We start from the raw sequence: 19,492 nt of genomic DNA on the forward strand, positions 1-19,492 counted from the left end.
GTCCCGCCTTCGCGCACGAAGCCACGCAGTTTGGCAAGACCTTCAGCGGTTGTTGAAGCACGCGGATGCTCGTCGGCGTCGACCACAATCGGATCGCCTTTGCGCTGTGGAATAGTCACGGGCACGATCTCTTGCGCGAGACGTCCGTTTTGCATCGCCACAGCCGCTTTTTGTTGTGATGCCAGCGCCATAGCGTCTTGGTCTTCGCGGCTGATGTTGAAATCATCCGCCACGTTTTCCGCTGTCTCAGGCATGGAATCCACACCGTATTGCGCCTTCATCAGCTTGTTGACAAAGCGCCAGCCAATCGTCGTATCGTGCACCTCATTGGCGCGTGAAAAGGCTGAGGTCGCCTTAGGCATCACAAACGGCGCACGCGACATGCTTTCGACACCGCCCACGATGACCAGATCCATTTCGCCAGATTTGATTGACCGTGCGCCCGTGATCAACGCATCCATGCCAGAGCCACACAAACGGTTCATCGTCGTGCCCGGCACCGTGTCAGGATAGCCCGCGAGCAACAAAGACATGCGCGCCACGTTGCGGTTGTCTTCGCCCGCTTGGTTGGCGCAGCCAAAGATCACTTCGTCCACGGCAGACAGATCCAAATTAGGATTGCGCTTGGCCAATTCCTTCAACGGGATCGCCCCCAAATCGTCGGCGCGCACAGAGGACAAGCCCCCGCCATAGCGGCCAATCGGGGTGCGGATGTAATCGCAAATAAAGACGTCAGTCATGATTATAACTCCGGAACATTCAGGTCAGCGACATCGCCATCAAGGTGCAACGTGGCCCCTGTGAGCGCTTGCAGATCGTCAAACGACATATCTGCCAGCTTTTCACGCAGCACGAATTTGCCCTCTTCGATGTCGATCACCGCCAAGGATGTGTAAACGCGCGTGACGCAGCCAACCCCTGTGAGTGGGAAGGTGCAGGCCTCGACCAGCTTAGGCTTGCCGTCTTTGGTCACGTGATCGGTGATCACCGCCACGCGTTTGGCACCATGCACCAAATCCATCGCCCCGCCGACAGCTGGCACGCCTTTGGATCCCACACGCCAGTTGGCCAAATCGCCATTTTGCGCAATCTGGTAGGCGCCCAAGATAGCCACATCCAAGTGGCCGCCACGCACCATCGAAAAACTGTCCGCGTGGTGAAAAAAGCTGGCCCCAGGTTTCAGCGTGATCGCCTTTTTACCGGCGTTGATTAGGTCCCAGTCTTCCTCGCCCTCTTTCGGGGCTTGGCCAAAACCGAGCACGCCGTTTTCTGTGTGAAACACAGCTTCGCGACCTTCGGGTTGGAATTTCGCGACCATTTCAGGGAAGCCGATTCCAAGGTTTACATAAGCCCCGTCTTCGATGTCTTGCGCTGCGCGCCATGCGATTTGAGCGTTGGTGAGTTTTGTATAGGTCATCAGTGAACCTCCTCAGTGCGCACGAGCACTTCTTCTTGTTGCGGCTCTTTCACTTCGACCACGTGGTCGACGAAAATGCCGGGGGTGATGACCTGTTCAGGATCGATGCCGCCCGCCTCAACCAGATCAGAGACCTGCGCGATGGTCACATCTGCGGCCATACACATCAGCGGATTGAAATTGCGCCCTGCCAATCGGTAGGTCAGGTTGCCGTGCTTATCGCCCAGCTGGCCTTTGACGATGGCGAAATCTGCTTTGAGCCAACGTTCTTGCACATAGTGACGCCCGTCAAATTCTTCGGTCGGCTTGCCCTCGGCCAGTTCCGTGCCAAACGAGGTCGGCGTGTAAAACGCAGGGATGCCCGCGCCAGCTGCACGAATGCGTTCTGCCAGTGTGCCTTGTGGGACCAGTTCCAATTCGATCTCGCCCGCGAGGAATTTCTCGTTGAAGGCTTCGGCGTTGGAGGAGCGTGGGAAGGAGCAAATCATCTTTTTGACCATGCCCGCTTTGATCATGGCCGCGATGCCAACATAGCCATTGCCGGCGTTGTTGTTGATCACGGTCACGTCTTTTGGGCTGCCCGTTGCGCGAAAGCGGTCGATCAATGTGTGGATCAACTCGATAGGGCTGCCAGAGCCGCCGAAGCCGCCGATCATCAAAACCGCGCCGTCGGGGATACCCGCAACCGCTTCGGTCAAAGAGGAAATGGATTTATCCATGCCAATGTCCTTTGAATTTGGGTGCTCAGCAAGGCTGAACTGTCGCGGCGACCGTAACGGCTGGCGCTGTGGCAGAACAGAAATTTTGTTCATATGTTGATCTTTGTTCAAATAGCCGTAAATGTTGTGCGCATGTTGAACAAATCCACAGATCACATCGCCTCTTTCGCCAAAGGCCTGCGCGTTATCGAATGTTTTGGTGCCGACACGCCAAAGCTTTCGATTGCGCAGGTGGCCTCGATCAGCCAGCTCGACCGTGCCACGGCGCGCCGCTGTTTGCTGACGCTGCACCATGAAGGCTACGCCGATTATGACGGTAAATTCTTTACGCTGACGACGAAAACACTGCGTTTGGGCATGGGCGCGCTGGCCTCGCTGCCCTTACCGCAGATCGTGCAACCGTGGTTGGATCAACTGGCCGAACAGATTTGGCAAAGCTGCTCTGTGTCGATTTTGGATGAGGGTGAGATCGTCTATTTGGCCCGCGCGGCCCAGCAGCGCGTCATGTCGATTGGCCTGATGCCCGGTTCGCGCCTGCCTGCGCATTGCACCTCGATGGGGCGGGTGTTGCTGGCGGAGTTGCCCCTGCGCGAAGCCTGCGCTGTGATTGACAAAGCCGACCTTTCGCCGCGCACCGCAATGAGCCTCACTGACCCGACCGAGATTATGCTGCGCGTCGAGAACGCAAAACGCGATGGCTATGCGGTGATTGATCAAGAGATCGAGATGGGGCTGCGCTCTATCGCTGTGCCGGTTTTCAATGCCCGTGGCGTGGTCGTGGCAGCCCTCAACACTGGGATGGCAGCCACTCAAAGCACAGCGCAAAGCTTGGTTGAAGACTACCTGCCCGCCTTGCTGAAAGTCCAAGCGGGCCTGCGCCGCGTGCTTTAAACTGCTGCGCCAATGCGCTCAATACGACCACACAAATCAATCGCAGCAGACAGGCCGCGCGCCGTGCTTTGCGCCATTTGTGGCAAGATCATCCATTCGAGCGACCAAGCCGCCCCTGAACGTTCTTGTTCATGCACCATTGCGTGATGCATGCCGCTGACTTGGGTGGCATTGAACTTGGCCAAAGTGACCAAAAGCTCAGCCAAAACAGGGTTTTGTTTGTGTGGCATGGCCGACGACGCGCCACCGCCAGACATGCGCAATTCATCGACGCCTTGCTGCGCCATCAGGCACATGTCCTGACCAATTTTGCCCAAAGACCCAGACACCAGCGACAAGAACGAGGCATATTCCACCACGCCGTCCCGCATGGCGTGCCATGCTTTGTCGGTGGGCGCCAAACTCAAGGATTTGGCCACATCGGCGACCACAGCATCAGCATTTGCGCCCAAGGCTTTGCGATCACCAGAAGCGCCACCGATTTGCACCACCTCAACACGGGACCTCAACTGGTCCAACCGTTCCAGATGCGCCACCATCGGCAAACGCCACGCCATGGCGCGATCGCCCACGGTGATTTCGGTTGCCGCTTGCATCCGCGTGCGCCCCATCATCGGGCGGTCGCCAAACTTGTCTTGCAGCCCTTGCAAAGCCGCGTTCAATTCTGCCAAACGCAGCGCCAAAACTTCCGATGTCTCGCGCAGGGTCAGCACAAGCGCCGTGTCCACCACGTCTTGCGATGTCGCCCCTTTGTGCACAGCCCCTGCGTCAGACGCAGTTGCGCCCGCAGCCGCTTTCATCTGCGCCACCATACGCGGGATCGGCACACCGTCTTTGGCCAGCCCTGCACGGATATCACTGACATCAAACACCACGGTTTCAATCGCAGTTGCCGCCGCCTCTCCTAGGCTTTCATCGCCCAGAACATGCGCGCCCAAAGCCCTGCTCCATGCTGCTTCGAACGCCTGCATATGCGCGAGCTGTTTGTCAGCAGACCAAATGCCAGCCATCGCCTCATCGGCAAACAGCCCGCCAAGCCAAGGGTGATCAAAAGCGCTCAAAGTCATGGGACATATCCTTAGTCGTGCAAAAAAGGGCGACCACGGCCGCCCCTTTTTATTACATCGCATCCGCAGTTAGATGTCGAGAAACACTGTCTCATTTTCGCCCTGCAAGACGATATCAAAGCGGTATTTACCCTTAGCGGTCTTTTTCGCCAAAAGCGTTTGCACGCGTGGAGTTTGTTCGATGCGCGACAACACAGGATCGCCTTCGTTGTCCTCATCTTCAAAATAGATCCGCGTTTGCAGACCGATGTTGATGCCACGGGCCACAACCCAAAGCGAAATATGCGGCGCTTGCATCACGCCGTAGCGTGACCCAACACGACCCGGTTTGACGGTGCGCAAAGTGAACTCGCCGGATTCTGCATCTGCTGCAAAACGGCAGTAACCCGTGACCTTGGGGTCAGCGCCCTCTTGGCCTGCGAACTTGCCGTTTGCGTCTGGCTGCCAGCTTTCCACCAAAGCGTCGCGCAACGCCCAGCCTGTGCCGTCAATCACAGCGCCTGTGATTTCGATGACTTCGCCTTCGGCGCCATCTTCGATGGGGCTCAGACCGATTTCTTCGTCATAGTAGTTCGGGTTGCCAGCATGCGTCGGGATCAACCCGATATGCACGTATGGGCCAGCCGTTTGGGACGGGGTTTCTTGCAAAACGTCTAGGGATTGTACCATCTTAGAGGCCCTCCAACTTGTTTTCGAACATGGTCTGACGACGACCGCGCAACACGATATCGAACTTGTATGCCAAGAAATCGAGCGGGCGTGATTTCGAGAAATCAAGCGGCGCCACAAGGCGATCAAGCTGCGAGCGGTCTTTGATTGTGGCTGCGATTGGGCAGTGATCAATCAACGGGTCGCCTTCGAAATACATCTGCGTGATCAAGCGCTGACCAAAGCCAGAACCAAACACAGACACGTGGATGTGCACTGGACGCCAGTCATTGGCACGGTTTGGCCAAGGGTACGCACCAGGACGGATGGTCAAGAATTCGTAATAGCCGTTTTCATCCGTCATTGTGCGGCCACAGCCACCAAAGTTTGGATCAAGCGGCGCAAGGTAGCCGTCTTTTTTGTGACGGTAGCGACCGCCTGCATTGGCCTGCCAAATCTCGACCAAGGTGTTGCGCACTGGGCGGTTGTTTTCGTCCAAAACACGACCGTGCATCAAGACGCGCTCACCTACGGCGGGCGCTTCGCCACGTGTGTAGTTGAGGATCAAGTTGTTGTCATATTTGCCGAATTTGTTGTGGCCAAATGTCGGTCCGAACTCTTCGGATGCAGTACTTTCCATCGACAGCAGCGCCCATCTCGGCGAGCGCGGCACAGATGTCTTGTAGTCCGGATCGTACGGCACGGGGTGAATGTTGCGATTGCGCGGGATCAGTACTCCTGAATCACTCATCGGATGTCTCCTCCATTTCAGCGTAGGTGGCTTTCGCCAATTTGATCGCATGGTTCGCTTTTGGAACCCCTGCGTAAATTGCAACATGTTGGAAGGCTTCCATCACATCACTTTTGCTTGCCCCAGTGTTTGCAGTGGCACGCACATGCATGGGGATTTCTTCGAAATTACCGGTCGCGGCCAGCAAGGCCAGCGTCAACATGGAGCGTTCGCGGCGCGAAATCGCATCCGACGACCACACATTGCCCCAAGCGCTTTCGGTGATCAGGGTCTGAAACCCCAAATCCAGCTCGGATTTATTGGCCTCGGCACGGTCCACATGGGCATCGCCCAAAACCTCGCGGCGGGTTTTCATCCCTTGGTCAAAACGCGTCTTCATCAGGCGGTCCTTTTCATAAAGTCTAAAATCAGTTGGGCTGTCAGTTTGGGGTGCTCAACACAAGGCAGATGGCCTGCCTGTGCGATCACCTCAAAGGCAGCGCCGTAAAGTTTGGCTGTGTTTTCAACCAAGTCTGGCGGCGTGGCACCGTCTTCATCACCGACCATGGCCAACACAGGCACTTGCGTCGTTGCGGCAAACTCGGTGAAATCCGCACTCGCGATGGCAGAGCACACACCCAAATAACCCTCAAGCGGGGTATAGCTGAGCATATTGCGCCATGGCGCCACACGCGCGTCATCTTCGCGAAAGTTGTGCGCAAACCAACGTTCCATCACACCGTTCGCAAGTGCAGGAATGCCAGAGGCGCGCATGGCGTCAATGCGCTCGTTCCAAAACTCTGGCGTGCCGATCTTGGCGGCAGTGTCCATCAACACCAGCGCTTTGATCACATCGGGGCGCGCTTGCAACACGCCTTGCCCGATCAAGCCGCCCACAGACAGGCCGACAAAGGTGATGTCTTTAAGACCCAGCGCGTCGATCACCGCCAAGGCATCCCCCGCCAAATCCTCAATCGCATAAGGCCCATCAGGACAATCGGACAGCCCATGCCCGCGTTTGTCAAAACGCACGATGCGCAGATCATCTGGCATCTGCGCAATCATCGCATCCCAGACCCGCACATCCGTGCCCAAAGAGTTGGCGAGCATCACAACACGGCCTGACTTTGGGCCTTGGTCTTGCACGTGTAGCATCACGCCGTTGTTCGAAATCGTCTGCATAAGTCCTCCGTTTCCCTCTTTTGGCATAGCTTTCACCTAAATAAAAATATAATAAAGACCAAACGACATAACCCACAGGTTATATATGATCGACGCTCAAATTCGCTTTCGCCACCTGCGCTGCTTTCTTGAAACGGCGCGCCTTGGATCGCTGTCAAATGCGGCCGAAGCCCTGCATGTGTCGCAGCCCGCGGCTTCCAAGACCATCAAGGAGCTCGAAGAAATCCTAGACGTTGCCCTGTTCGATCGCACAGGTCGCAGGCTGGTTTTGACCCGCGCAGGCAAGCTGTACCAACAATACGCCGGTGCGGCGCTGATCGATTTGGGCCGCGCGCAAGACCTGTTGCGCGAAATGCCCGGCCAGAAATCAAAAATTGCCGTGGGCGTCTTGCCCACCGCCGCGACTGAGCTTTTGCCCCTCGCCTCACTAGCGTTTCAGCCCCTGCAACCCGATTGTTTGATCCGTGTCAGCACTGGTCCCAATTGGTTGCTTTTGTCTCAATTGCGCGAAGGCACGTTGGATATGGTGGTCGGTCGCATGGCTCAAGGCGGCACCATGGATGGGTTGTCGTTTCGCCAACTCTATTCCGAACGCGTGGTGCCAGTGGTGCGCCCCGATCATCCGCTCAACCGCCCCGATTGGTCGCCTGCAAATCTAGCAAACTATCCAATGATGCTGCCCCCGTCGGGCGCGGTGATTTCGCCCATGGTGCGGGCCTATTTGCACAACATCGGCATCAGCAATCCTGACCCCGAATTTGAAAACGTCTCTTTGGCCTTCGGGCGCAGCGTTGTGCAGCAATCCGATACGGTGTGGTTCATTTCGCAAGGTGTTGTGCGCACGGATATTGCCACAGGGGCCTTGGCCGAATTGCCGTTGCAAGACGTGATGATGGGGGGACCCGTGGGGGTATCGATGCGCGAGAGTGCTTTGATCACTCCAGAACAGCGCCTGTTGTTGGAATGTCTGGTCACGGCCGCCAGCGACATCCATCGCAAAGCCACCACGCAAAAACGCCCCACATAATGCGGGGCGCTTGATGAGCTTTCAATCCAGACCGGCTTAGAACGGCAGGCCGATGTAGTTCTCCGCCAGATCACGCCGCGCGGTCTCAGACGTTTTCAAGTGATCGAATGTGGCGTTGCGCATTTGGGTGGTGAAGCTGTCTTCGCCTTCAAATTGGTGCATCGTTGTTGTCATCTGCCAGCTAAAGCGCATGGCTTTCCAAATCCGTGCCAGAGCCTGTTCGGAATAGCCCTCAACCCCGCTGAGATCCCCGTCTTTAAGCGCCGCGATCAACGCGTTTTTCAGGTAGAACACATCGGACGCGGCCAAGTTCAGACCTTTGGCCCCAGTCGGCGGCACAATGTGGGCGGAATCGCCAACAAGGAACATATTGCCGTATTTCAAAGGCTCAGAAACGAAGGACCGCAAAGGCGCGATGGACTTCTCGATCGAAGGCGCCATGATCACCTTGTCAGCGATCTCTTTGGGCATACGCTTTTTGAACTCGGTCCAAAAGCGCTCGTCGCTCCACTCTTCGACCTTATCCGTCAGCGGCACCTGCACATAGTGGCGCACAAGGTTTTCGTTGCGCATGGAGGCCAGCGCAAAGCCGTGTTCGGAATTGGCATAAATCAACTCATCCGCCAAAGGCGGCGTTTCAGACAGAATGCCAAGCCAACCAAAGGGATAGACGCGCTCAAACTCTTGACGCACATCTTCAGGAATGGTTTTGCGCGACACGCCGTGAAAACCGTCACAGCCCGCAACATAAGCACAAGTCACGCGTTTGCGTTCGCCATCCAAAGTGTATTCGACGTAAGATTCAGCTTCATGCAGATCGTGGATTTTCACGTCTTCCACGCCATGCACGATGGTTGTGCCCATGGCATCCTGCGCATTGTACAGATCGGCCGTCACCTCGGTTTGACCGTAGACCATCACCTGTTTGCCGGTGAGCTCTTTGAAATTGATGTGCACGATTTCGTCGTCGTTGGACAAATAGCAGCCATCATGCGGATAGCCCTCTGCGTCCATCCGCGCGCCAACACCAGCCTCGCGCAGCAATTCAACTGTGCCCCATTCCAAAATGCCAGCGCGAATACGCGACAACACATGTTCACGGCTGGAGCGCTCCAAAACGACGGTGTCGATGCCGCTTTTGTTCAACAGTTGTGACAGTAAAAGGCCGGATGGACCTGCGCCAATAATGGCCACTTGAGTTTTCATGATGCGTCTCCCTCGCGCTATGCTTGGCACTCACCCTAAAGGGGCAGATGTCGCAAAGGAATGGACGCAGACCGCAATGAATGGTACTAAACGTGCATGAAACGCCAAACACCCATCCCCGTCTTCACCCTCTTTGGTGAACACAGCGGCTTTCCCGACGTTGTGCATTCCGAACGCATTCACGCGCGGGCGCATCTGCATGACTGGGTGATATCCCCCCATAGGCACGATCAAATGGCGCAGATTTTCCATATCGAAAAAGGGGCGGCACAAACACAGGTGGATGGGCACCCCAGCGTGCTAAAGTCAGGTGATTTACTATATATTCCGCCACGTATCGTGCATGGATTCGCGTTTGAGCGCGGCACCGAAGGGACTGTGCTGTCCTTCCCATTGCCTGTTATCACCGCGCTGACACCGCAGCCCCCTGCGCTGACGCAAATCTTGTCAAATGTCGTCGCAGGCACCCCGCCTGACGCGCTTGTGCAGCTCTTTGCGCAGCTTTGTGCAGGATTTGAAACCACTGGCACTTTTCGCACCCAGCGCCTGATCGGTTTGAGCCACGCCATCTTGGGACATATCGCAGAACTAGGCGCACAAAGCAGCGGCGCGATCACGGGCGGGCACCATATGTTAGAGCGTTTTGATCAATTCATCGCGGCACATTTGGCCGACAATTGGCGTCCCAAAGACTTCGCCGATGCGCTGTCGATCACCACTGGACATTTGGGCCGCATTTGCCGCGAAACAACGGGCATGTCGGCCTCAACCTATATCGAAACAGCCGTGATGACAGAGGCCAGCCGATTGCTGGCCTTCACGCGCCTGTCGGTTGCAGAAGTCGGGTACAGGCTGGGCTACGCTGACCCGCCCTATTTTTCGCGCAGGTTTCGCACCGCCTGCGGCGTCACGCCAACGGCGTATCGCGCGCGTTTTTTGACCGATACAGGTCAGGCGGATTAAAGCGGCAATGCCACGGGCATCGGACGACGCGCCACGCGTTTGGCCAGCGTTTTGATCACTGCAGCATCACCAGATTGATCGGCGACCCGCACCATACGCGACCATGCAGCCCGGAACAAAACTTCGGCTGTCAGCGCCATGAAATCATGTGCAAGCTCCGTTGGATCAGACGCAGCAAGGACATCCGCGCGCGCAGATTGCCACGCCTCCAGCAAAGCCGTCACATCGGGCGCATCGCTTAGCTCACCAATCAAATCGGCAAAGGCATCCGCCCCGCCGCCACGCAAGCCGCGCGTTGCCAAGGCCGCTGCATGAATGCCGTTTGCGCCCTCGTAGATCGACGTGATGCGCGCATCCCGCCACGTTTGCGACACGCGGTATTCCGTGAGATAGCCATAGCCGCCAAGCACCTGCATCCCCAGATCGGCGGATGAAATACCTGCCTCGGTGCAAAAGACTTTGCAAATCGGCGTCAAGAATTCGACCAACTCAGGGCGCTGCCCCAGTTCCATTTCGACCAAAGTGATATGCGCCATGGCCCGCGCGCCAAGCGCAAGGCTGTGCTGGGTTTCCAACATGCGTTTGACGTCAGCGTGGTCGTTCAAAACGGCCTCAGACCGATCGGCTTTGCGCCCCTGTTTGCGCTCAGCCGCATAGGCGCTCGCGATGTCATGTGCGCGGGTCGCATGGGCCACACCTTGCAAGGACACGTCCAAACGCGCGTGGTTCATCATGGTGAACATGGCTTTCAGACCATCGCCTTGCGCGCCGATCAATTCGGCCGTCGCACCATCAAACGACATTTGACATGTGGGCGAGGCATGCAGGCCAAGCTTTTCTTCAATCCGCGTCACGGTGATTGCGTTTTGTGCGCCGCCTACGTCGCTGGCGCATAGGAACAAGGACAGGCCTTTGACGCCTTCATCGGCACCGCCAGTGCGCGCCAACACGAGATGAAGAATGCCCTGCGACATGTCTTGATCACCACCAGAAATAAAGATCTTTTCGCCGTCGATTTTCCACAGATCCCCGTCTTGGGTCGCCTTGGTGCGAATGCGCGACAGATCAGAGCCTGCGCCGGATTCCGTCAAACACATGGTCGACAGCACCTCGCCAGAGGCAAGGCGCGGAATCCACGCTTGTTTTTGCGCATCTGTGCCAAACCGCATCAAGGTTGAAATCGCACCAGGAACAAGATTGCACACCATTTGCAGCGCGTGGTTTGCACCGGAAAACACTTCCGAAATCGCAGCTGCTGTCAGATGATCCATTTCCATGCCGCCGAAGTCTTCGGGGGCTGTCAGGCCTTGCCAGCCGCCCTCAGACAGCTGTTCAAAGGCGTCTTTGTAACCGTCGGGCATGGTGACTTTGCCATCCGTCAACTGACACCCTTGGGCGTCGCCGTGCTCATCGATGGGCGCCAAGACGCCTTCTGCAAAGCTGGAAAAATGTTCTAGAATTTCGCCCGTCATGTCTGCGTCAAAATGATCAACACGCGCGGCGTCTGCGACATGAGTCATAGACCATAGGATATCTGCGGTGGGGGATTTGAACGGGATCATGGCTGGGCTTTCTAAAGCAAGATGAAACAGTGTTTTGATCGGGCGGCAGCGGGAACACCGCCGCCGCCCGAAGATGATTTATTGACAGGTGAAGCTGTCAGATGACGCCGCATCGCCGCCTGTGTAGCGCGCCACTTTGGGGGCAGGACACAGCAAGCGAGATGCGGTTTTCAGCGCCTCAGGCGCTTCGTCTTTTTCGAACAAGTCGTATTGGTCAAGCGTTGCTCCGCCAGAACAATGCGCCATGCCGCTGACAGGGTAGTAGCGCACGAAATCGCCGGCATCGCCGCCATTGTTCGCATTCAGAGCGTCATACCAATTCGCGGTCGCATTTGCGGAAAACACCGGATCGCCCACACCGTGGAACACGATGAATTTGCCGCCTGCGGCTTTGAATTCCGCCAACTTGGGATCATCCGAACCGGGGGGTGTCATGACCTCCATTGCTGATTCAGGGTACTCGGCTGTTGTGGCATAGATCTCTTGCGCACGCGCTTGCAAATCGAACCCTTTGAGGAAGTCAACAAGACTGTCTGGGTCTCCTGCCACTTCGATTGGCGGCGTTGTGAACACTTGCGCCAATGAGGACGACCCCATCACGGCGATGATCGGCTTTTTGCCCCACGGTGGAATTGGGCTTTCCAATTTCTAGAACCGCCAGCCGCCGGATCCGATTGCAGTGTCCCACGCCCAATCGCTGTAGTACGGCGCTCCGTCGGCGTCTGTGCCCGCGGAAATGGTTTGCAGAACATTGACTTGATCCGCCGACAAACAGGCCGAGTTTTGCCCAGCTGTACAGGTGAGTGCAGTGATATCAAACGTCGCCTGACAAGATGCTGAATCGGCCACATAGCCGTCTTCCAACCCATCAAGACCATCACAGGCTTCAGTGATTTTGCTGGACACAAGGCCCAAGTCTTCGCGGGAAAAAGCTGTCGCCAAATCGCCGGTCAAAGACGTGAATTGCTGCACATCAAGGGCGTGTTGCAAAGCGGCTTTCGGCAATTGGAAGCCAGGGGCGCCTGCCAAAAGACCGTCAAAGGCGTCTGGCATACGCGCGGCGGCAACCATCGCGTGACGACCGCCATTTGAACAGCCCACGCCATATGCGTGATCAATATCTGCGCCATAGAAGCCTTCGACAATGTCGCGTGCGAGCGGATCAAGCACGGCCACGGCTTTGTAGCCATACATTTGGCGCGCCTCGAAATCGTGTCCAAAAACAGCACCAGCCGCCAACCCTTTGTCGCGGTTGGCTTTGCCGTTGTGACCTGCGTCTGACGACACAACAGCATAGCCGCGTTCAAGTGCTGACAGACCACCTGTGCCCGATGGCAAGCTGCCCTTTGCGGGTTTCACTTCGCCATCATTGCCGCCATTGAACTGGTGGACGTAATCGCCGTTCCAATTGTCAGGCAACGCCAGTTCGAATTTCAGTGCATAGTCTTGCCCATCGGTGCCGACGCGTTCGGCCGTGGTCGCGCGAATGCGGCACTGTGCGGCAGGGCTTTCTTCGCCTGCGGGCACGGCAATAACCTCGTCAAATGTGACGCCTTGCAGCCCAAGACTTGCTGGGGTCAAATCCCCACAACTCATCTGAGCCGAGGCCGCGGCGGTCACTGCAATCAGCGAGCCGCTGAGTAAAAATGTCATTTTGTTCATAATTGTCTCCCTAAAACTGCGCCCAGAGGCGCCCTTCTAAACCGGCCCAATCCCCCCTCCTCAAAGGCAATTGGGCCGACATTTCGCGAGCGCGTTACTCGGATACGCCGAGCAAACGCATCGCGTTTTCTTTCAAGATCAGCGGACGCACTTCGTCGCGGAACTCGGCCTTGTCGAAAGCATTCAGCCATTTTTCAGGCGCAATCATCGGCCAGTCAGAACCGAACAGCATTTTCTTTTTCAACAGCGTGTTGGCATAGCGCACCAAGATAGGCGGGAAGTATTTCGGCGACCAACCTGACAGATCGATGTAAACATTCGGCTTGTGGGTCGCGACTGACAAAGCCTCTTCCTGCCATGGGAAGGACGGGTGCGCGAGCACGATGGGCATATCCGGAAAATCGACACAAATATCGTCGATATACATGGGGTTAGAGTATTTCAGACGCATGCCGTTGCCGCCCGGCATCCCCGATCCAACACCCGTTTGACCGGTGTGGAACAAGGCAGGTTTGCCGGTTTCCGCGATGGCTTCGTACAGATCATAAGCCAAGCGATCATTCGGGTAGAACCCTTGCATGGTCGGGTGGAATTTGAAGCCCTGAACGCCGTGGTTTTCCACCAGATCGCGCGCTTCACGGGCGCCAAGTTTGCCCTTGTGCGGATCGATTGAGGCAAAGGGGATCAAGATGTCGTCGTTCTTGGCGCAGGCGTCCGCAACTTCGTAGTTGTCGTAGCGGCGGTAACCCGTTTCGCGCTCGGAATCGACGGGGAAGATCACCGCAGCGATGTTCATTTTGCGGTAGTGTGCCGCTGTTTCGTCGATGGTGGGTGGGTGTGCCCAAGGCGCGCCAAAGTATTTGGCCATCGTGCTTTGCAACTCGTCATAACCATCATCATCGTGGCACCCGCAGGCCTCTTCGGCGTGGGTGTGAAAATCGATGGCGCGTACTTTTGAGAAATCTACCATTTTTCTAGTCCTTAAACGCGGATCAACGCGGGATCTTCATTGTCATACAGGCGCTCAATCAAATCAGCGCGGCGCGTGATGATCTTGCGCACATTGAGCGAACCTTTGTCGGTGATCTCGTGATCTTTCAGCGACGGGGCTTCTGACAGGATCAAAGCGCGCGAAATGCGCTTGGCGGAGCCTGAGGTTTTGCTGGCGAGATCACGCAGACGCTCTTCGATTTGCGCGTGCAAAGCATCGTCAATCACAGCGCCGTCAGAGGTGTTGTCGCCGTGCACATGATCAGGGCGCGGGAAAATCAGCAGGCCGACTTGATCGCGATCATGGCCAGAAATCACCACATCTTGCACAAGCCCTTGCAACGCATCGAGCGCATCCATGCGCAACTTGCCTGCTTGAACCCAAGTGCCTGTCAAAAGCTTGAAGTCTTCAGAAACACGACCATCAAACACCAAACCACGGTCAAAATCAGCGTTGTCGACAAATTTCACCGCATCACCCGTGATCAAGAACCCGTCTTCATCAAAGGCTTCGGCGGTTTTGGCCGCGTCGCCGTAATAGCCCTTCATGATGTTCGGACCTTTGACGCGCAATTCGCAGCGCATTTCGTCATCCGGCAACAGCTTCACTTCGGTGCCCGGAAGCGGCACACCGATGACGCCAGAGCGACCAATCGGTTCGTGCAACATCACAGTCGCAGGCGCAGTTTCGGTCATCCCCCATGAGGAAATCATCAACGGCAACCGCCCGCGTTCAGCCATAGCGGCGTCTTCCAAGGCGCTCCACACGTCTTGCGGCAGCGATGCGCCAGCGTAAAACAACATATCGAGATTGCCGACATAAGCCTTGCGCAACTCGGGATTGGTTTTCATCTCAGCAGCCAGCATGGCAAAGCCTACAGGCACGTTGAACGCCAAGGTGCCGGGGCGTGCGATGATGTTTTCCACGGTGCGCGCAAAGCCGCGTTTGGTGGGCTTGCCGTCATCAATGTTCAACGTACCGCCATTGGCCAACATCATGTTGACGTTGTGCGATCCACCGAACACGTGGTTCCACGGCAACCAATCGTTGATCACCGGTGGACGCTCTTTCAAGAACGGCAACACAGCGGCCATTTGCGCCTGATTGGCACACATCATACGTTGCGTCGTCAAAACACCCTTGGGATCAGAAGACGACCCAGAGGTGAATAGAATTTTCGCCAAGGTATCAGGGGTCACTTTGGCGTGGACGGCATCGATATCAACACTGTCGTCGCCTGCAACCAAATCGGCAAACGCCGTCACAGCGCGGGGCGACCCTTCGGTTTTGGAGGCGACCACTTCCATGTCGTCCAATTTAGACAAGGCCACCGCAGCACTATAGCGCGCCGCATCATCCACAAAGGCCATCGCAGGTTTGATCTTGTCGAGCACATAAATCAGACGCCCGTGGGCCTCGGTGATCAATGAATACTGCTCGGCCAAAGGCGATGTCGGAACGCCTGCATATTGCGCGCCCAAGGACAGCAAAGCGTGATCGACGGAGTTGCCGGACATGATCACGATAGGCGTTGTTTCATTCATGCCACGCGCCGCCAAGCTAGAAGCGATGCCGCGCACAGATTTCAGAACCTGCGCATAGGTCAGCTCGCGCCAGCCGTCGCCGTCACGCTCTGCCAAAAACACACGGTCAGGGGCTTCAGCCCCCCATTTGTGCAACCAAACGCCAGTATTCTCGACGATCGGGTCCACCGCGTATTGGCTTTTCAATAGGATTTCATCTGAGGTTCGGACAGCATCAACGGCATGTGGCACCAAGTTGAGGCCAGTTGCTTTATCAATCATATCGCACCTTTAGCGTTACGGTTTTATGTTTTGATCCGGTCCAAAAGGCCGCGCAGCGTGTCGCGTTCGTCCATGGAAAGGTCTGAGAACATTCGGTTTTCATGCGCGTGCACCAGTCGAATGGTCTTGTGCAAAAGCGCTTCGCCCTCGGGCGTTGTGTGCAGTGCGTAGGATCGGCGATCTCCTTCCACGCGATTGCGCGAGATGAGATCCTTCTTTTCCAGAACATCAACCAAAACCACCACGCCAGACCGTTCGATCCGCAGGGTTTGGGCAAGCTGTGATTGCGTCAGGTTGGGATTCTCGGCGATCACACTGAGCGCCGAGAATGTCATTGTCCGAAGCCCCAAAGGCTCCAGTGTTTTTATCAAATCTTCCCGCACCAAGAGATGAACACGCTTCAGAATATACCCGACTAAAGTCCGCAGTTCTTCGTCGCTTTTCTTGTCTGGCATCACGTGTCCTCCCTTGTGCGTTACGTCTAATTTGCGACCAAATCCACCAGCCAGAAACTGAGCACTGGGAAGCTGACCAAGATCGCGATCCGGCAGAATTCAGCGATGATAAAGGGTGTCGCACCGCGGAAAATCTGGCTGGTCGGGATGTCTTTCGCCATCGATGAGATCACGAATAAATTCATCCCCACCGGTGGCGTTATTAACCCCATCTCCACCACCACGAGCGTGATGATGCCAAACCACATGGCTTGCTGTTCAGGCATAAGGCCAAAATCAAGCGCCATAACGGTTGGGAAGAACACCGGCACTGTCAGCAAGATCAGCGACAATGAGTCCATGACACAGCCCATGATCAGGTAGAACACGATCATCGCGATCAAAATCCAGATCGGTGCAATGGCAACGCCGCTAAAGAAATCCGCCACTTCAATCGGCATACGGCTGAGCGCCAAGGCCACGTTGAAAATGTCCGCCCCGAACACGATGGTAAAGATCATCGCAGAGGATGCGGCCGTATCAATCAGACAATCGATCAAGCCACGGAAATTCAATTTGCGTGTGCCAAACCCAACCAGAAGCGTGATCACCACACCAACGGACGCGCCTTCAGCAGGTGTAAAGAAACCACCGTAGATACCGCCAAGCACCACCACAAAGATCAAGGTGATGTGCCAGATTTGTCCCAAAGACTTCAGGCGCACAGACAAAGGTGCTTTGGGTTGTGTTGGGGCTTCATTCGGGAACAAGCGCACGTAAATAGCGATCGCAATGAAGAAGCCAATCACAGCCAAAATGCCCGGAATGGTCGCTGCCAAGAACAGCTTCACGATGTTCTGTTCGGTCAAAAGAGCATAGATAATCAACACGATAGACGGTGGGATCAAGATGCCAAGCGTACCACCCGCAGCCAAAGAGCCCGCAGAGATCGCACCAGAGTATCCAGCCTTGCGCATTTCAGGCAAAGCCACCCGCGCCATTGTTGAAGCCGTCGCCAATGACGACCCTGAGATAGAGCCAAACATCGCACAGCCCGCAACAGAGGCCATGGCCAATCCGCCACGCAAGTGACCGATCCAGACGTTCGATGTTGAAAACAGCGCCGACGAAATGCCTGAGCGCGTCGCCACATGGCCCATCAAGATAAACAATGGCACGATGGCAAATTCATAAGACATGAATTTGTCGACCCAAGAGGTGTTGAAATAGGCAAACAGGGCCATTGGGCTGGCCAACAAAGAATACCCAACAGCGCCAACCAATCCCATGCCCAGCGCAATCGGCATACGCACAAAGATAAGCAGCAAAAGAATGATCACCATCGAGCTGGCGATTGTAAACGGATCCATTATCTGGCCTCCAATGCGCGGAACGCTGAGCTGACCATCGGCAATCCGGTGATCAACGCGACTATTGCGGAAAGTCCTGTGCCGAAGACGGCTGGTACGAAGGCCCACCAGATCGATGCTTTCAACAGCATCGTCTTGTCACCGTATTCGTGCATTTCGCTCAACCCGTGGGTTAGGCGCCAGCACAACAGGGCCCAGACGGCTGCAAAGCAAAGCGTCCAAATCCCATCGATGCGTCTTTGCTCACGCTGCGGCAAACGCAGCGTGAACAAATCAACCATGACATGGCCTTTGTTCAACTGACACAAAGGCAAAAAGAGCGAGGCGCAGGTCACACATACCAGTTCCACGAGTTCGAAATCACCCCGAACGCCACCCAATCCAAGGTTTCTCATCATCACTGAATAAGCGACCACAATGGACGCCAAGAAAATGGTTAAGCCCCCGAGGCCTGCACTAAACGTGCAGACAATACGAAGTCCGCGGTACAGGAGGGTTTCCCCCTCCTGTACGGCTGCATGTTGCATTTGCTCTGACATGTTTAGCCTGCGTCGAGCAGTTCGTTGATGCGATCAACGATAGCTTGACCGTCGTGGCCAGCGTCGTTGAGTTGCGCGATCCAGTCAGCGTGAACCGGCTGCGCCGCTTCTTGCCATCTTGCGATCTCTTCTGCTGGGATCTGGTTGATTTCGTTGCCGTTATCTTCAACAACTTTACGACCATAAGCTTCGAAACCGTCAAACGCTTTGCCCAAACGCTCAGTCATTGCCATGCCAGAGTTGGCATCGATGACAGCGCGCAGATCGTCAGAAAGGCTCTCGTATTTCTTTTCGTTCATGACGATTGCGAATGGGTTTGTGTAGATACCACGTGCACCAGGCGCCGCTTCAGATGTGAACTTTGTAAGTTCTTGAAGCTTGTAAGGTGGCACGATTTCGTATGGCAAACAGCAGCCATCGATCACACCGTTGGACAGACCAACAACCATTTCAGACACTGGGAAGAACACAGTCTCAGCACCGAAGGATGCCAAAAGTTGACCTGTACCTTGGTTTGGCGCACGCAATTTTTTGCCCTTCATGTCAGCAGCTGACAAGATCGGTGCGTCTGTTGTGTGCAGTTTACCGCCATCGTGTACGTGGTACGCGAGGTTTTTCAGGCCTTTGTATTCACCCTGACCAAACTCATCCATGATCTTGTGCAGAACAACGGATGTCTTTTCAGCGTTTGTCACCAAGAATGGCAGACCAATGGTTTCAGCAACCATGTAACGACCAGGTGTGTAGGCAGGCAACGTCCATGCGATATCACAGATACCTTGACGTGCTTGATCAGCCAATTGACCTGGCTTGCCGCCAAGTTGCATCGCTGGGAACACTTGCATTTCGATTGCGCCATCTGACGCTTCAGCAAGTTCAGCAGCCCAAGTTTCAAAGAATTTGCCCATTGGAGCCACTGGTGGAATGAAGTGGTGCATTTTCAAAGTAACTTCAGCAGCGTGTGCTTTTTTCAAAAATGCTGGTGTGGCCAAAGCGGCCCCCATTGTAGCCATTGCGGCGCGGCGAGTCATAGTCATTGGGTCTCTCCTCCCATAAGTTTTAAACATCTGGCTTGGCTCAAATCACACAGCGTGGAGTGCTAACTTTCGCTCAAAACTCAGGCTCTCTTCCCTTGCACGGTCTTTTCCTCGAAACCGTACAGGTATTCTTGCGACGCTTACCGGAAGACCGGTTTGCGTTTTTCCAAAAAGGCGTTCAGCCCCTCTTCTGCGTCATCACTGGTTTGCGACACTGCAGCACAAAGGCTTTCCGTGAACAA

General features: G+C 55.6%; 20 protein-coding genes and 2 pseudogenes. 3 read left to right on the forward strand and 19 right to left on the reverse strand.

Annotated elements, in window-relative coordinates; genetic code table 11:
- The 3 genes and pseudogenes from ABF287_RS14150 to ABF287_RS14160 all read right to left on the reverse strand — a co-directional run.
- Window positions 1-740: pseudogene (locus ABF287_RS14150) on the reverse strand (3-oxoadipyl-CoA thiolase); the annotation flags it as partial.
- Between the two features lie 2 nt (window positions 741-742).
- A complete protein-coding gene (locus tag ABF287_RS14155) occupies window positions 743-1,417 on the reverse strand; it encodes a CoA transferase subunit B (protein ID WP_347185644.1) in 675 nt (224 codons plus the stop codon).
- Window positions 1,417-2,136 carry a 3-oxoacid CoA-transferase subunit A gene (locus tag ABF287_RS14160; RefSeq protein ID WP_347185662.1) on the reverse strand — a complete coding sequence of 240 codons (720 nt, stop codon included), beginning with the start codon at window positions 2,134-2,136 and terminating at the stop codon, window positions 1,417-1,419. The genes ABF287_RS14155 and ABF287_RS14160 overlap by 1 nt, the downstream gene beginning before the upstream one ends.
- Before the next feature lie 132 nt (window positions 2,137-2,268).
- Between ABF287_RS14160 and ABF287_RS14165 the strand changes: the two genes are divergently transcribed.
- The gene (locus ABF287_RS14165) at window positions 2,269-3,027 is read left to right on the forward strand and encodes an IclR family transcriptional regulator C-terminal domain-containing protein (protein WP_347185663.1); all 759 of its coding nucleotides are present in this window, start codon (window positions 2,269-2,271) and stop codon (window positions 3,025-3,027) included.
- Here ABF287_RS14165 and ABF287_RS14170 read toward each other — a convergent pair.
- The 5 genes from ABF287_RS14170 to pcaD all read right to left on the reverse strand — a co-directional run bounded on the left by ABF287_RS14170 (window position 3,024) and on the right by pcaD (window position 6,654).
- A complete protein-coding gene (locus ABF287_RS14170) occupies window positions 3,024-4,094 on the reverse strand; it encodes a 3-carboxy-cis,cis-muconate cycloisomerase (RefSeq protein ID WP_347185645.1) in 1,071 nt (356 codons plus the stop codon). The genes ABF287_RS14165 and ABF287_RS14170 overlap by 4 nt on opposite strands.
- Before the next feature lie 69 nt (window positions 4,095-4,163).
- Window positions 4,164-4,763 (reverse strand): protocatechuate 3,4-dioxygenase subunit alpha, encoded by a 600-nt coding sequence (gene pcaG / locus ABF287_RS14175; protein WP_347185646.1) that lies wholly within the window; start codon window positions 4,761-4,763, stop codon window positions 4,164-4,166.
- Between the two features lies 1 nt (window position 4,764).
- Window positions 4,765-5,493 carry a protocatechuate 3,4-dioxygenase subunit beta gene (gene pcaH / locus ABF287_RS14180; protein WP_347185647.1) on the reverse strand — a complete coding sequence of 243 codons (729 nt, stop codon included), beginning with the start codon at window positions 5,491-5,493 and terminating at the stop codon, window positions 4,765-4,767.
- On the reverse strand, window positions 5,486-5,872 hold the full coding sequence (gene pcaC, locus ABF287_RS14185; protein WP_347185648.1) for a 4-carboxymuconolactone decarboxylase: 387 nt from the start codon (window positions 5,870-5,872) through the stop codon (window positions 5,486-5,488). Before pcaC ends, pcaH begins: the two co-directional genes overlap by 8 nt.
- A complete protein-coding gene (pcaD, locus tag ABF287_RS14190) occupies window positions 5,872-6,654 on the reverse strand; it encodes a 3-oxoadipate enol-lactonase (protein ID WP_347185649.1) in 783 nt (260 codons plus the stop codon). Before pcaD ends, pcaC begins: the two co-directional genes overlap by 1 nt.
- Window positions 6,655-6,739: 85 nt before the next feature.
- On the opposite strand from pcaD, the gene ABF287_RS14195 reads away from it, so the two are divergent.
- On the forward strand, window positions 6,740-7,681 hold the full coding sequence (locus tag ABF287_RS14195; RefSeq protein ID WP_347185650.1) for a LysR substrate-binding domain-containing protein: 942 nt from the start codon (window positions 6,740-6,742) through the stop codon (window positions 7,679-7,681).
- A 36-nt stretch (window positions 7,682-7,717) separates the two neighbouring features.
- On the opposite strand, the gene pobA is transcribed toward ABF287_RS14195, so the two are convergent.
- The gene (gene pobA, locus ABF287_RS14200; protein WP_347185651.1) at window positions 7,718-8,887 is read right to left on the reverse strand and encodes a 4-hydroxybenzoate 3-monooxygenase; all 1,170 of its coding nucleotides are present in this window, start codon (window positions 8,885-8,887) and stop codon (window positions 7,718-7,720) included.
- Between the two features lie 96 nt (window positions 8,888-8,983).
- Between pobA and ABF287_RS14205 the strand changes: the two genes are divergently transcribed.
- Window positions 8,984-9,850, forward strand: coding sequence for a helix-turn-helix domain-containing protein (locus tag ABF287_RS14205; RefSeq protein WP_347185652.1), 867 nt, complete (start codon window positions 8,984-8,986; stop codon window positions 9,848-9,850).
- Here the strand turns inward: ABF287_RS14205 and ABF287_RS14210 are convergent.
- The 10 genes and pseudogenes from ABF287_RS14210 to ABF287_RS14255 form a co-directional block, all read right to left on the reverse strand.
- Window positions 9,847-11,412 carry an acyl-CoA dehydrogenase family protein gene (locus tag ABF287_RS14210; protein WP_347185653.1) on the reverse strand — a complete coding sequence of 522 codons (1,566 nt, stop codon included), beginning with the start codon at window positions 11,410-11,412 and terminating at the stop codon, window positions 9,847-9,849. The genes ABF287_RS14205 and ABF287_RS14210 overlap by 4 nt on opposite strands.
- Before the next feature lie 78 nt (window positions 11,413-11,490).
- The gene (locus ABF287_RS14215) at window positions 11,491-12,057 is read right to left on the reverse strand and encodes a tannase/feruloyl esterase family alpha/beta hydrolase (RefSeq protein ID WP_347185654.1); all 567 of its coding nucleotides are present in this window, start codon (window positions 12,055-12,057) and stop codon (window positions 11,491-11,493) included.
- A gap of 3 nt (window positions 12,058-12,060) precedes the next feature.
- Window positions 12,061-13,074: a tannase/feruloyl esterase family alpha/beta hydrolase gene (locus ABF287_RS14220; protein ID WP_347185655.1), complete on the reverse strand. Its 1,014-nt coding sequence runs from the start codon at window positions 13,072-13,074 to the stop codon at window positions 12,061-12,063.
- Between the two features lie 94 nt (window positions 13,075-13,168).
- The gene (locus tag ABF287_RS14225) at window positions 13,169-14,044 is read right to left on the reverse strand and encodes an amidohydrolase family protein (RefSeq protein ID WP_347185656.1); all 876 of its coding nucleotides are present in this window, start codon (window positions 14,042-14,044) and stop codon (window positions 13,169-13,171) included.
- A gap of 11 nt (window positions 14,045-14,055) precedes the next feature.
- Window positions 14,056-15,870 carry a feruloyl-CoA synthase gene (locus tag ABF287_RS14230; RefSeq protein ID WP_347185657.1) on the reverse strand — a complete coding sequence of 605 codons (1,815 nt, stop codon included), beginning with the start codon at window positions 15,868-15,870 and terminating at the stop codon, window positions 14,056-14,058.
- Window positions 15,871-15,893: 23 nt separating this feature from the next.
- Window positions 15,894-16,325 (reverse strand): MarR family transcriptional regulator, encoded by a 432-nt coding sequence (locus ABF287_RS14235; RefSeq protein ID WP_347185658.1) that lies wholly within the window; start codon window positions 16,323-16,325, stop codon window positions 15,894-15,896.
- A gap of 26 nt (window positions 16,326-16,351) precedes the next feature.
- On the reverse strand, window positions 16,352-17,674 hold the full coding sequence (locus tag ABF287_RS14240) for a TRAP transporter large permease (RefSeq protein ID WP_347185659.1): 1,323 nt from the start codon (window positions 17,672-17,674) through the stop codon (window positions 16,352-16,354).
- Window positions 17,674-18,090 carry a TRAP transporter small permease gene (locus tag ABF287_RS14245; RefSeq protein ID WP_347185660.1) on the reverse strand — a complete coding sequence of 139 codons (417 nt, stop codon included), beginning with the start codon at window positions 18,088-18,090 and terminating at the stop codon, window positions 17,674-17,676. The genes ABF287_RS14240 and ABF287_RS14245 overlap by 1 nt, the downstream gene beginning before the upstream one ends.
- A 125-nt stretch (window positions 18,091-18,215) precedes the next feature.
- Window positions 18,216-19,250: a TRAP transporter substrate-binding protein gene (locus ABF287_RS14250; protein WP_347185661.1), complete on the reverse strand. Its 1,035-nt coding sequence runs from the start codon at window positions 19,248-19,250 to the stop codon at window positions 18,216-18,218.
- Window positions 19,251-19,390: 140 nt separating this feature from the next.
- Window positions 19,391-19,492: pseudogene (locus tag ABF287_RS14255) on the reverse strand (enoyl-CoA hydratase); the annotation flags it as partial.

The sequence above is a fragment of the Pacificibacter sp. genome, assembly GCF_039769035.1.
Taxonomy (GTDB): Bacteria; Pseudomonadota; Alphaproteobacteria; order Rhodobacterales; family Rhodobacteraceae; genus Celeribacter.

Excerpts from the sequence above, each read along its gene's own strand:
- ABF287_RS14220 (WP_347185655.1), bottom strand. The coding sequence starts at position 13,074 with ATGAACAAAATGACATTTTTACTCAGCGGCTCGCTGATTGCAGTGACC.
- pobA (WP_347185651.1), bottom strand. The coding sequence starts at position 8,887 with ATGAAAACTCAAGTGGCCATTATTGGCGCAGGTCCATCCGGCCTTTTA.
- ABF287_RS14160 (WP_347185662.1), bottom strand. The coding sequence starts at position 2,136 with ATGGATAAATCCATTTCCTCTTTGACCGAAGCGGTTGCGGGTATCCCC.
- pcaH (WP_347185647.1), bottom strand. The coding sequence starts at position 5,493 with ATGAGTGATTCAGGAGTACTGATCCCGCGCAATCGCAACATTCACCCC.
- ABF287_RS14210 (WP_347185653.1), bottom strand. The coding sequence starts at position 11,412 with ATGATCCCGTTCAAATCCCCCACCGCAGATATCCTATGGTCTATGACT.
- ABF287_RS14230 (WP_347185657.1), bottom strand. The coding sequence starts at position 15,870 with ATGATTGATAAAGCAACTGGCCTCAACTTGGTGCCACATGCCGTTGAT.
- pcaD (WP_347185649.1), bottom strand. The coding sequence starts at position 6,654 with ATGCAGACGATTTCGAACAACGGCGTGATGCTACACGTGCAAGACCAA.
- ABF287_RS14155 (WP_347185644.1), bottom strand. The coding sequence starts at position 1,417 with ATGACCTATACAAAACTCACCAACGCTCAAATCGCATGGCGCGCAGCG.
- ABF287_RS14205 (WP_347185652.1), top strand. The coding sequence starts at position 8,984 with ATGAAACGCCAAACACCCATCCCCGTCTTCACCCTCTTTGGTGAACAC.
- ABF287_RS14235 (WP_347185658.1), bottom strand. The coding sequence starts at position 16,325 with ATGCCAGACAAGAAAAGCGACGAAGAACTGCGGACTTTAGTCGGGTAT.
- ABF287_RS14195 (WP_347185650.1), top strand. The coding sequence starts at position 6,740 with ATGATCGACGCTCAAATTCGCTTTCGCCACCTGCGCTGCTTTCTTGAA.
- ABF287_RS14240 (WP_347185659.1), bottom strand. The coding sequence starts at position 17,674 with ATGGATCCGTTTACAATCGCCAGCTCGATGGTGATCATTCTTTTGCTG.
- ABF287_RS14165 (WP_347185663.1), top strand. The coding sequence starts at position 2,269 with ATGTTGAACAAATCCACAGATCACATCGCCTCTTTCGCCAAAGGCCTG.
- pcaC (WP_347185648.1), bottom strand. The coding sequence starts at position 5,872 with ATGAAGACGCGTTTTGACCAAGGGATGAAAACCCGCCGCGAGGTTTTG.
- pcaG (WP_347185646.1), bottom strand. The coding sequence starts at position 4,763 with ATGGTACAATCCCTAGACGTTTTGCAAGAAACCCCGTCCCAAACGGCT.
- ABF287_RS14250 (WP_347185661.1), bottom strand. The coding sequence starts at position 19,250 with ATGACTATGACTCGCCGCGCCGCAATGGCTACAATGGGGGCCGCTTTG.
- ABF287_RS14170 (WP_347185645.1), bottom strand. The coding sequence starts at position 4,094 with ATGACTTTGAGCGCTTTTGATCACCCTTGGCTTGGCGGGCTGTTTGCC.
- ABF287_RS14225 (WP_347185656.1), bottom strand. The coding sequence starts at position 14,044 with ATGGTAGATTTCTCAAAAGTACGCGCCATCGATTTTCACACCCACGCC.